Genomic DNA, 11,603 nt, shown 5'->3' with positions numbered 1-11,603 from the left:
TCAATCCCTCAGGTCTCGACCGGTGTAGTGCAGGAACACGTCCTGCAGGCTCGCCTGCGGCCGCAGCACCTGCTCGGGCTCGGGCACGACCGCGGTGAGCTCGTCGATCGTGCCGGCCGCGACGTTCCGACCACGGTCGATGATGATGACCCGGTCGCCCAGACGCTGCGCCTCCTCCATGTAGTTCGTCGTCAGGAGTACGCCGCGTCCTTCGGCGGCGGTCTCGCGGATGCGCGCCCAGATCGCCTCTCGCGATTGCACGTCGACCCCGAGCGTGGGCTCGTCCAGCACCAACAGGTCCGGGGCCATCATGAGAGCCTTGCCCAACGCCAGCCGACGCTGCATCCCGCCGGAGAACGTGCCCGCGCGATCGTCAGCGCGTTGCTGAAGCTGCACCAGGTCGAGCGCCTCGGCCACCCGACGTTTCTGTTGGTCGCGCGGCACCCCGTAGTAGCCGGCGTGGAAGGTCAGGTTCTCCCGGGCGGTGAGTTCGGGGTACAGTGCCGTCTCCTGAGGGACCACTGCCACGCGGCTCAGGAGCTCCCTGCGGTTCTGACGAGGGATCAGTCCCAGCACCTTCACCTCTCCGACTGTCGGGGTGAGCAATCCCGTCAGCACGTTGATCAGTGTCGTCTTGCCGGAACCGTTCGGTCCGAGCAAACAGGTCACCTGACCGCGCTCGGCGCGCAGCGTCAGATCACTGAGGGCGTGGAACGGGGCCCGTCCACGCCGTTTGAACTCGACGTCGACGCCTACCAGGTCGATCGCTGCGGTCACGTTCGCTCTCCTCATCTCGTGGTCGGATGAGACGAGCCTGCTGTCGAGGCGCCAGTAGGATCAAGCGTGATGAATAAGCAGCGAGGCCGTCCGAAGAGGGGGGCCGACGACGGGCGGGCGCGGATTCTCGCGGCCGCGGGTGAGCTGTTCGTCGGTGGCGGATATCAGCGCACCACACTGCGTTCCATTGCCGAGAGAGCGGGGTGCGACGTGGCGCTCATCTCCTACCACTTCGGCTCCAAGAAAGGGCTGTTCGCGCAGGCGATGGCGCTAGAGCTGGCCCCGGCGGAAGTTCTCGAGCGGGCATTCCCCGGCGATCCGGACACGCTCGGCATCCGATTGCTCGTGCTCGTCACGACGGCATGGGAGCGTCCCGAGGTGTCCGGCTCGCTGACGCACCTCGTGCAGATGGCGATGACCGATGAAGAGGTGCGCCAGCCGTTCCTCGAATACCTCGATCGAGAGGTCATGACCCGCATTGTTGAATACTTCGGCGGCCCCGATGCGCGCGCACGAGCGACGGCAGCACTGACACTGGTGATCGGTGTCATCTTCGGTCGATACGTGCTGCGGGTGCCGTCATTGGCCGGGCAGGATGCGCAGCAGTTCCTCGACTCGCTGGCCCCGAGCGCGCGTGTGGCGACGACGCGTCGCGTCCATCGGGTGCGCACGGGGGAGCAGACATGATGCGGGCGCGGACCGGATTCCCGGCCCGCACCCACTTCGCGGATGCCGCAGGCGCGGCCTACTTCAAGCCGGAGCGCACGAACGCGTCGACGACGTAGCGCTGCAGGAAGATGTAGATCAGCAGCACCGGTACGCAGGCGAGTCCGGCGGCGGCCATCGTGGCGCCCCAGTTGTTGCCCTCGGCGCTGAGGAAGCTGCGGACGCCCACCTGCAGCAGTGCATCGCTCTGCCGCATGATCAGCGTGGGCCACAGGTACTCGTTCCACGCCGAGATGAATGCCATGATGCCCAGCGCCGCCAGTGCCGGCCGCATGTTCGGGACAACGACCGACCACAGAGTGGCCCAGCTCGAGCGGCCGTCGAGGTGCGCAGCCTCGATCAGCTCACGCGGGAACGCGCGCATGTGCTGCACCATGAGCAACACCGCGAACGCGCCCGCGAGCTGCGGTACGACGACGCCGCCGATCGTTCCGAGCAGCCCCATCTGCGACACCAGCACGTAGTTGGGGATCATGGTCACCTGGAACGGCACGAGCCAGGACCCGATGAAGAGGAACATCAGCAGTTTTCGGCCCGCGAAGTTCCACACCGCGAACCCGTAGGCGGCGAGCACGGCGATCAGCAGCTGGGCTGTTGCCAGGGTGAGCGCCATGACGAACGTGTTCACCAGCATCGAACCGATCGGGATCGTGTCCCAGACGTACGCAAAGTTCTCCAGGCTCAGTGGCCACGGCAGCAGCGTCTGGTCGAGGGCGTTCTCAGGGGCGCGCAACGCGGTGGCGAACATCCAGTAGACGGGGAAGACGCTGAACACGGCCAGCAGCACGAGCACGAGGTGCCCGACGACCGTGCCGACGCGGCTCCGTGAAGCGACGGCGACGTCCTCTTCGCCCTGCCGGCGCGCGGCGGACGGCCGTGGCGCTGCTGCCAGCGCAGGAGTGGTGACGGTGACGAAAGACATGTCGGTCCTAGTTGTCGTAGAAGCTGAGCCGCTCCTGCAGCTCGAGGAAGATGAACGCGATGACTCCGAATCCGACGAAGAAGAGCACGCCTGCGGCCGACGAGATGCCGACGTCGAAGTTCTGGAACCCGAACTGGTAGAGCAGGTAGTAGATGTTCGTGGTCGAGTTGGTCGGGCCACCCTGGGTGAGCAGGTCGATGATCGGATACGTCCACTGCGCCGCGAGCAGGATCGTCATCAGCGAGAGGAATACGAGCGTCGGCGAGAGCAGCGGCAGGGTGATCCTCCGGAAGATGCGACCGGAACCGGCACCGTCCAGCGAAGCCGCCTGCGCGTACTCCGGGGCGATCCCGGCGAAGCCCGCAGCGACGACGAGGACGCCGAACCCCAACATCTGCCAGCCGACGATCACGATGATGCTCCAGATCGCCAGATTCGGGTCGCGGAACACATTCGGCATGTCGACACCGAAGTGCGCGAGCACCGTGGCGAAGGCGCCCTGTTCGGCGAGCAGCCAGCGCCACACAGCGCTTGTCGCGACCGGCGTGATCAGGAACGGCACGAAGATGAGCGCCTGGTAGAACGTGCGTGCGCGCCCCGTGACCTGGCGCGACATCATGGCGATCGCGATCGGCAACACGAGAGAGAACACGAAGAACGCCGCAATGTAGACGACGGTGTTGAGCAGTGCCGTGTGCAGTTCAGGAAGAGCGAGGACCTCGGCGTAGTTGTCGGTGCCGACGAAGGTCTTGGGGCTGGTCGGAAGCAGGTTCCAGTCGTAGAACGACAGGCCGAAGGTCTGCGCGAGCGGGCTGTACGTCCACAGGATGAGGAACAGGATGCCCGGCAGCACGTAGAGGTAGGGCTGCAGCGACTGCGGGCGCAGACGGCGACGGCGTGCCGGCGCCGCGGGTGCGCCCGCACCTTCGCCGACCGGGCGGGCCGGCGAAGGTGCGGTGACGGTGACGAACATCCGGAGTTACTCCTGCGCCGATCCGTTGACGGCCGCGAGCTGCTCGTCGGCGCTCATCTTCATGAACGCCTCGAGCATCTCGGGGGTCATCTCGTACACCGTCGGGAACTGCCCGATCGGCACGACCGAGTGCAGCACCCGGTCGCCGTACACGTGCACCAGATTGTAGGACTGGCCGCCGTCCTGCCCGCGTGCCCCCGGGTTCGCCACCGCGAGGTCCTGGGTGTAGCACGTGGCAGAGGCCACCGATACCGGGATGCCGGCGAACGTGCTGGTCGTCGAGTAGTGCAGATGGCCCCCGAGGATGCCACGGACGTCTGAGCCCCGCAGCACGTCCGCAAGGCGCTCCTGGTCGCGCAGTTCGACGAGACCCATCAGGCCCAGGGGGCTCGGCACGGGCGGGTGGTGCAGCGCGAGCAGCGTGCCGTCCTGCGCCGGGGTGGCGAGCTCGTTCGCAAGCCACTCGAGCTGCGCGTCAGTGATCTCACCGTAGTGCTGACCGGGCCGTGTCGAATCGAGGGCGATGATCCGCAAGCCGTTGATGTCGTAGACGCGGTCGACCGGTTCGGACTGCTCGGCGTCTTCGTCGAGCAGACCGCGGCGGAACGCGACGCGCTCGTCGTGGTTGCCCATCACCCAGATGATCTGGGCGCCGAGCGCGGCAGCGGCGGGCTCGACGATGGCGCGCAGTCGCTGGTAGGCGTCGGGGCGGCCGGTGTCGGCGAGGTCTCCGGTGAAGACAATCGCTTCGGGGCGGGCGTTGGCCTTCTCGAAGCCGGAGAAGAGCTCGGCGAGGTTCTTGTCCGAGTCGATCTTCTCGTGAAGCAGGTCGCCGTCGCCGACGAAGTGCGTGTCGGAGACGTGGAGGATGAAGTGTTCGGGAGCAGGGTGCTGTCCGATGAGAGTGGACATGTGTCTCGTTTCTGGAGTCGGGGGTCAGGCGGATGTACGGGTGTCGACCAGCGCGGCGGTGAGCCGCGTGAGGTCATCACCGGTGAGGCCGTGCGCGAGCAGGTAGTCGGCGACCGACCCGTGCTGCTTCTCAACACGGTCGATCAGCGCGTCGATCACGGGGGCCGGGCTCTCGGCGATGAGCCCGAGGACGTCGGGGGTGAGGGTGAACCCACGCTGCTCGAACGACGAGACCATGGCATCGACCCATTCGCCGCGCAGGTTCTCCTCGCTGGCGGCGTAGTCGTCGACGACAGCGCGGCGTTCGACGCCGGCCGCGCTCAGCGCGAACGCGACGACGATGCCGGTGCGGTCTTTGCCCGCCGTGCAGTGCACCAGCACGGCCTCGTCCTGCGGGGCGTCTGCGATGGTCTTGATGGCAGCGGCCAGCTGGCGTCCGCGTCGGTCCACCATGTGGTCGTATACCGGGGCGAGGGCCACACCGCCTGCGGCCTGCGCGGCGGGAGCGGCGTCATCGAACACCGGCAGGTGATAGACCGTGAGATCCATGCCGTCCAGTGCGCTTGGCGACGATTGGCGTTCCTCAGTGCCCCGCAGGTCGATCACCCGGGTGATGCCCAGCTCACTGAGACGGTCGCGTCCGGCATCGTCGATCCGGTGCAGGGCGTCGGACCGGAACAGCTTGCCCCAGCGGCTGGCGCCGGATGCTGCCGGGTAACCGCCGGTGTCACGCAGGTTGTAGAGCCCGCGGAGCGGCTGGTTGCGGCGCGCGGATGCCGCGTGTTCCGCGTCGAGCAGAGGGTGGCCGGTCACTCGATCAGCCCCTGGGCGCGGTCTGCCGCCTCGCGCATGGTCGCGGTCGGGTCAGCGCCGTAGTAGATCGACTCTTCGATCGCTGTGGCCAGGACCTGATCGACCTGCGCGTAGCTGTCGCCCGGGTACGACACCCAGGGCTCGAGTGCGTCGAGCTGTTCCAGGTTCGGCTTCACGAGCGGGTTCTGCGCGACCCATTCGTGAAGCGGGCCACCCTCTTCGGTCATGCTGCTGCGCAGCGGCAGGTAGCCGATCTGCGTGGAGATGATCTCGTACGCGCGCTCACTCGTCATCCACTGCATGAGCTCCCATGCCGCGGCCTGCTTGGCGGGGTCGGTGGCGAACATCGCCAGGAACGAGCCCGAGTTCGTCGGAACGACAGCCTGGTCGTCGAAGGCGGGGAGCGTGCGAGCGCCCAGCTGCCAGCCACCGGCCTCGGCACCCATCATGAACGCCCCCTGCAGGGCAGAGGTGTTCACATGAATGGCCGTCTTGCCCTGGGCGAACGCCTCGTACTGGCTGGTGGAGTCCTCGTTGGTGAGGATGCCGGACTCGAACATGTCGGTGAACGTCTGGACGGTCTCGATCGCGGCGTCGGAGCCGAACTCGATCGATGCGCGATCCGCGCTGAGCACATCCGCGCCGTTGGAGCGGAAGAGGCCCTGCATGCACCAGCTTCCTCCGGTGATCACGCACGAGATGCTCAGCGACGGCGCGTCGGTTGCGGCCGTGATCGTCGCCGCGGCCTCCGAGACGGCTTCCCACGTCGACAGGTCGACCGTCTCGGCGTCCAGGCCCGCGGTGGCGAACGCCTCGGCGTTGGTCCAGAGCACGGGAGTCGAGAACACGTACGGGAGGCCGTAGGCGGCGTCGTCCCAGTCCGCGAGCACAGCGGCGCGCTCGTGGTACGGGTACTCGCCGCCGAACTGCGCGTCGAGGCCTTCCTGTCCCACCAGCGCGGTGAGGTTCTGAGCGCCCAGCGTGGTCGCCGCGAAGTCGAGTTCGTTGAACGTGAGCTGTGCGATGTCGGGGGCGGCGCCGGCGAGCAGCTGCTGCTGCACGCTCGCCGCCGTGCCTGCGGAGGAGCTCGGCTGACCGACGACAGAGATGTTCGGGTGCTCGACCATGAACTCGTCGAGCAACTGGTTGATGGCATCCGACCAGGTGCCGACGTTGGCGAGGTTGTACGACTCGAAGACGATCTCGACCTGCTGGTCGTCCGACAGCTCGACAAGCGTTCCGGAGGCATCCGCAGCGGAGCCGGTGGCAGAGCTGCACCCTGCAAGGGCGGCGACGCCGAGGATCGCCGTGGCGGCGAGTCCGGCGCGACGGGCACGGAGTTTCATGATGTTCCTTTTGATGAGGGGTGGGTAGAGAAGGGAGAAGGAAGGGCGATGCTCAGACGGCAGCGAGTTCGGTGTCCGCCACGGCGGCAGGTTCGGCGTCGTCGACCCAGACGAGTCGTCGCCCGGAGTCACGATCGAAGAGGTGCACGTTTTCGGCGGCGACGCACAGCGTCACGTCCTGGCCGGGCGTGACGATCAGATCGCGTGATGTGCGCGCGAAGACCCGGCTTCCGGCGACGAGACTTGTCACGATCTGTTCACCGCCGAGATTCTCGACGATCTCGACACGGCCGGCGAGTCGCACTCCGGGGCCGGTCAGCGGTGCCGTCGCGACGGCGACCTGTTCGGGGCGTACCCCGAGCACGATGTCGAGGTCGTCACTGCGTCCCGCCCACAGCCGGCCGGTGACGCCGTCTGCCTCGATGGCGACCTCGCCGTCGCTCGTGGTGATGCGCGCGTCGATCAGGTTCATCGCCGGGCTGCCGAGGAACCCCGCGACGAAGACCGATTCGGGGCGATCGTAGACCTCTTCGGGAGTGCCGTACTGCTCGATGCGGCCGGCGTTGAGTACGACGATCTTCGTCGCCATCGTCATCGCCTCGACCTGGTCGTGGGTGACGTAGACGAAGGTCGCGCCCAGCCGCCGGTGCAGCGCGGTCAGCTCGTGTCGGGTCTGGGTGCGCAGCTTCGCGTCGAGATTGGACAGCGGCTCGTCCATCAGGAACGCCTTCGGGTTCCGCACGAGCGCGCGCCCGACGGCGACGCGCTGACGCTGCCCGCCGGACAGCTCCTTGGGCTTGCGCTCCAGCAGATGGCCGATCTCGAGGCTTTCTGCGACCTCCTCGACGCGCCGCTCGATCTCTGTGGCGCTCAGTCGTTGCACCTTGAGAGGGAAGGCGAGGTTCTTGCGGACGCTCAGGTGCGGGTACAGGGCGTAGCTCTGGAAGACCATCGCGAGGTCACGCTTCTTCGAGGGCAGCTCGGTGATGTCATCGCCGTCGAGCAGAATGCGACCGGCGGTGGGCTCCAGCAAGCCGGCGATCATGCGCAGCAGTGTCGTCTTGCCGCACCCCGAGGGACCGAGCAGAACGACGAACCCGCCGTCCTCGATCGTCAGATCGATGTCGCCGACAGCTACGGTGCTCCTGAAGCTGCGACCGATGCCCGAGAGCTGGATGGTTCCCATGAGTCGCTTTCCGCAAGCGACCTATGATGCCGGGACCCTCCCGTGAAATTCGCTTGCGGTTACATTCGAATCTGGGAAAGTTAATTTCCTACTAACGAGGGGTCAACGACGATAGCCCTCGGCGGTAACATCTTCATCTTCATCCGTGTCTGTGGCATCGTCGGCGACGAGGTCGAGCACTTCCTCGCGTACGGCGGTGCGGGCGCGCTCGGACGCATCGGCCATTCGTTCAGCGACGGCGATCTGCAAGGCGTTGAGTGCGAGCAACTGCACCAATCCGCTCGCCATCGTGCCCTGGTCCCAGCTCTGAAAACGGGCGCCAGTCACCAGCATGTGCGCGGCGCGGGAGGCGAGCGGAGGACGAGCGAAACTGCTCAGCCCGATGACCGTTGCACCGGCCTCGATGGCAGCATCCGCGACAGCCAGCGACAGCGAGTTTGCGCCGCTGGCGCTCACCACCAGGCACACGTCGTCGTGGCTCAGCACGCGTGCCGTCAGTTGCGCGACGACGCCATCGCTCGGTGCCTCGCAGGGGCGCCCGTTGATCGTGAACGCCATGGCGGCGGCCTGCGCGGCCGCGTGGGAACCGCCCGTGCCGACCAGAAGCACTCGCCGCGCGCGGGCGATGGCCGCGACCGCCGCATCGAACGCGTCGGGGTCGACGGAAGCCAATGAGGTCTGCAGCATCGTCCCTGCCGATTCGGCGAGGCTGCGCAGATACCCTTCTGTGCCCGTCGGACATTCCTGTCGCTGTGCTCCCTCGGCCGCGAGGTCGCGCAACAGCATCATGCGCAGGTGCTGGAACCCTCGAAATCCCAGCCCGCGGCTCGCACGGCTGACCGTGGCGGGGGAGGTCTCGGCAGCTTCTGCGAGCTCAGCTCCTGACATCTCGACGACATCCTGCGGCCGCTCAGCACACAGCCGTGCCACGCGCTGCGCGCTCGGCACCAGGGACGGCAACAACGACAGGATCTGTTCGATCGTGCCGCCCAGGGGCGGCTCGCCAAGCGACGCGTTCATGCCAACGAGGATGCCATGCACACGGGTGCGGATACCCGTCGTACGCCGACCATGTGCATTGCTCTCCTCCGGTTGAACGCTCCGAACCGTAGTGATTCTGGGCGGCCGTGTGGACAACGGCCGGTGAACGATGCGTGCCGCGTATCGAGATGCGGGCGTGCGGAACAAACCTGTGCGGTGGGCCCCGTGGGGCTCGAACCCACGACCCGCGGATTAAAAGTCCGATGCTCTGCCGACTGAGCTAGAGGCCCGTGGCTCCAGTCTAGGGCGACGTGATCATCCAGGGCGAAACGAGCGGTCCGACGAGTAGACGCACAAGAGGGAGTGCGGCATCCCCCGAAGCCGCACTCCCTCTCAGTTCTCGCGCCGAGCGGTCCCCACCACTGGCGCGACTGCACTCATTCGGTCGGCAGCAGCACCGAGTCGATGAGGTACACGGTGGCGTTGGCGGTCTGCACGCCACCGCAGATGACGCCTGCGTCGTTGACCATCCACTCCTCGCCCGAGCCGGTCACCTCGAGGTCGGAGCCCTGCACGGTGGTGTGCATGCCGGCGATGTCGGCGGGCTCGATCTGACCGGGCACCACGTGGTACGTGAGGATCGACGACAGCGTGTCGGCGTCGGTCTTCAGCGCCTCGATGGTGGCGGGGTCGATCTTCGCGAACGCGTCGTCGACGGGGGCGAACACGGTGAACTCATCACCGTTGAGCGTGTCGACCAGGTTCACGTCGGGGTTGAGCTGACCGCTCACCGCCGAGACGAGCGTCGTCAGCAGCGGGTTGTTCGACGCGGCGACCGCGACCGGGTCCTGCGACATGCCCTGGATCGAGCCGTCGCCGTCCGGCACCTGCTCGGCGTAGGCGGCGCAGCCGGGTCCGACGAGGTTCGCGGCCGGGTCCATCATGTCGTCGGTTGCCTCTTCCGACGTCGCAGGGGCCTCGGGCTCGGTCGATGCCGACTCAGTGTCCGACCCAGCCGAACATCCGGCGAGCAGGAGAACGCCGGCGAAGCCGAGGGCGAGAGCTGCGGTGGTCTTCTTCTTGGTGCTGAGCATTTCAACCTCCGGGGTTCGGGGCCGCGGACTTCCCGCGGCGTTGACGGTTGTTCGGAGGCCTCGCCAGATCGGATCGGAGAATCTCGAGATTTTTCTCTGCGCCGCGGATTTCCGGGCTGAAGCAATCCGATCCGGGGTGCCGGGCCGAAGCACCAGCAACGGAAGGCGGATCATGGAACTGATCATCATCGGGCTGCTGGGCGGCCTCATCACCGGCATCTCGCCGTGCATCCTGCCGGTGCTGCCGGTCATCTTCCTCACGGGCGGCGCGCAGTCCGCGCGGTTCGAGGGAGAGGCTCTGCCGGCGCGACGCAGCCGGCCGTTTCTTGTGATCGCCGGGCTCATGCTCAGCTTCACGCTCGTGACTCTGCTCGGTTCGCTGCTGCTGGGCCTGCTCAACCTGCCACAGGATGTGCTGCGGTGGGCGGGCATCATCGTGCTGCTGCTTCTCGGACTGGCGCTGATCATTCCGCGGCTGGAGCACCTGCTCGAGAAGCCGTTCCAGTGGATCCCGCGCAAGCAGGTCGAGAACCGGGGCAGCGGGTTCGGGGTGGGGTTGGCGCTCGGCGCCGTGTTCGTCCCCTGCGCGGGCCCGGTGCTGGCCGCGATCATCGTGGCAGGATCCACCGGACGCATCGGGCTCGACACCGTGCTGCTGACCGCCTCGTTCGCGGTGGGTGTCGCTGCTCCGCTGTTGGCGTTCGCGCTCGCCGGCCGCGGGTTGGTCGAGCGCATCCGTGCGTTCCGTTCGCGCGAGCGGATGCTGCGGATCACCGCGGGTGCGGCGATGATCGCTCTGGCGGTCGGCCTGGTCTTCAACGTGCCGCAGATGCTGCAGCGGCTGGTTCCCGACTACACCGCCGGACTCCAGCAGGATCTGGCAGAACGTGGAGATGCGCTTGACCTGGGCGGGCTCGTCACCGATGAGAACCGCGAGCTCGACAACTGCACGAACGGCGCGACGGTGTTGGAGGAGTGCGGCACCGCTCCCGCGATCCGCGGTATCGAGCAGTGGCTGAACACCCCCGACGGCGAAGGCGTTGACCTCGAGCAACTGCGTGGCGAGGTGGTGCTGATCGACTTCTGGGCGTACTCGTGCATCAACTGCCAGCGTTCGATCCCGCATGTCGTCGCCTGGGATGACGCGTACCGCGATGCGGGGCTGAACGTCATCGGCATCCATTCCCCGGAATACGCCTTCGAGAAGGACGCCGGCAACGTCCGCGCCGGGATCGACGACTTCGGCATCGACTACCCGGTGGCGCTCGACAACACCCTCTCGACGTGGACGGCGTATCGCAACCGCTACTGGCCCGCTCACTACTTGATCGATGCCGAGGGAACGGTGCGCCACATCTCGTTCGGTGAGGGCAACTACGCCGCCACCGAGAAGATGATCCGCGAGCTGCTGCAGGACGCAGATCCGAATGCGTCCCTGCCCGAGGCCACCGAGATCGCCGATGTCACCCCCGAGGTGGGGGCGACCACTCGAGAGACCTTCCTCGGTTCGGCGAAGGACGTCAACTACGGCGGGCCGGGCGCCTACCGGGCCGGACGTGGCAGCTACACGCTGCCACAGCAGCAACCGGATGATTCCTTCGCTCTCGATGGTGACTGGCAGATCGAGACGCAGTACGCCACACCTGTGGCGGGGGAGAGCGGCATTCGACTCAACTATCGGGCATCCGAGGTCCGTATGGTCCTCGCCGGCGCAGGCGACGTCACGGTGCGTGGTGATGACGGCTCGACGCGCACACTGCGCGTCGACGGGACCCCGCGCTCGTATCAGGTCGTCGACGACGACCCGCACACGGGTGTGCTCACCGTCGACGTCTCCGAGGGTGTCGAGGTGTACTCGTTCACCTTCGGGTGA

General features: G+C 67.0%; 11 protein-coding genes and 1 tRNA gene. 2 read left to right on the top strand and 10 right to left on the bottom strand.

The window, feature by feature from the left end; translation table 11 throughout:
• Complete coding sequence (locus ACLD0U_RS10375) at nucleotides 1–777, bottom strand: ATP-binding cassette domain-containing protein (protein ID WP_206821938.1); 777 nt, start codon at nucleotides 775–777, stop codon at nucleotides 1–3.
• Between the two features lie 69 nt (nucleotides 778–846).
• On the opposite strand from ACLD0U_RS10375, the gene ACLD0U_RS10370 reads away from it, so the two are divergent.
• Complete coding sequence (locus ACLD0U_RS10370; RefSeq protein WP_410340586.1) at nucleotides 847–1,464, top strand: TetR/AcrR family transcriptional regulator; 618 nt, start codon at nucleotides 847–849, stop codon at nucleotides 1,462–1,464.
• A 58-nt stretch (nucleotides 1,465–1,522) separates the two neighbouring features.
• On the opposite strand, the gene ACLD0U_RS10365 is transcribed toward ACLD0U_RS10370, so the two are convergent.
• The 9 genes from ACLD0U_RS10365 to ACLD0U_RS10325 form a co-directional block, all read right to left on the bottom strand.
• On the bottom strand, nucleotides 1,523–2,425 hold the full coding sequence (locus ACLD0U_RS10365; protein WP_410340585.1) for a carbohydrate ABC transporter permease: 903 nt from the start codon (nucleotides 2,423–2,425) through the stop codon (nucleotides 1,523–1,525).
• Nucleotides 2,426–2,432: 7 nt separating this feature from the next.
• Nucleotides 2,433–3,398 (bottom strand): carbohydrate ABC transporter permease, encoded by a 966-nt coding sequence (locus ACLD0U_RS10360; RefSeq protein ID WP_410340584.1) that lies wholly within the window; start codon nucleotides 3,396–3,398, stop codon nucleotides 2,433–2,435.
• Nucleotides 3,399–3,404: 6 nt separating this feature from the next.
• Nucleotides 3,405–4,310: a phosphodiesterase gene (locus ACLD0U_RS10355; RefSeq protein WP_410340583.1), complete on the bottom strand. Its 906-nt coding sequence runs from the start codon at nucleotides 4,308–4,310 to the stop codon at nucleotides 3,405–3,407.
• A 24-nt stretch (nucleotides 4,311–4,334) separates the two neighbouring features.
• The gene (locus ACLD0U_RS10350; RefSeq protein WP_206824572.1) at nucleotides 4,335–5,123 is read right to left on the bottom strand and encodes a tyrosine-protein phosphatase; all 789 of its coding nucleotides are present in this window, start codon (nucleotides 5,121–5,123) and stop codon (nucleotides 4,335–4,337) included.
• Nucleotides 5,120–6,469 (bottom strand): extracellular solute-binding protein, encoded by a 1,350-nt coding sequence (locus tag ACLD0U_RS10345; RefSeq protein ID WP_410340582.1) that lies wholly within the window; start codon nucleotides 6,467–6,469, stop codon nucleotides 5,120–5,122. Before ACLD0U_RS10345 ends, ACLD0U_RS10350 begins: the two co-directional genes overlap by 4 nt.
• A gap of 52 nt (nucleotides 6,470–6,521) precedes the next feature.
• A complete protein-coding gene (locus ACLD0U_RS10340) occupies nucleotides 6,522–7,655 on the bottom strand; it encodes an ABC transporter ATP-binding protein (protein ID WP_410340581.1) in 1,134 nt (377 codons plus the stop codon).
• Nucleotides 7,656–7,757: 102 nt separating this feature from the next.
• Nucleotides 7,758–8,675: a MurR/RpiR family transcriptional regulator gene (locus ACLD0U_RS10335; RefSeq protein ID WP_179410177.1), complete on the bottom strand. Its 918-nt coding sequence runs from the start codon at nucleotides 8,673–8,675 to the stop codon at nucleotides 7,758–7,760.
• A gap of 178 nt (nucleotides 8,676–8,853) precedes the next feature.
• Nucleotides 8,854–8,926, bottom strand: a tRNA-Lys gene (locus ACLD0U_RS10330).
• 147 nt (nucleotides 8,927–9,073) lie between these two features.
• A complete protein-coding gene (locus ACLD0U_RS10325) occupies nucleotides 9,074–9,730 on the bottom strand; it encodes a fasciclin domain-containing protein (RefSeq protein ID WP_274367448.1) in 657 nt (218 codons plus the stop codon).
• Nucleotides 9,731–9,902: 172 nt separating this feature from the next.
• Between ACLD0U_RS10325 and ACLD0U_RS10320 the strand changes: the two genes are divergently transcribed.
• Nucleotides 9,903–11,603, top strand: a complete 1,701-nt coding sequence (locus ACLD0U_RS10320) for a cytochrome c biogenesis protein DipZ (RefSeq protein WP_410340580.1) — start codon at nucleotides 9,903–9,905, stop codon at nucleotides 11,601–11,603.

The sequence above is a fragment of the Microbacterium sp. 2216-1 genome, assembly GCF_046507855.1.
Taxonomy (GTDB): Bacteria; Actinomycetota; Actinomycetes; order Actinomycetales; family Microbacteriaceae; genus Microbacterium; species Microbacterium esteraromaticum_C.
This window is presented reverse-complemented; position numbering and strand designations above follow the sequence as displayed.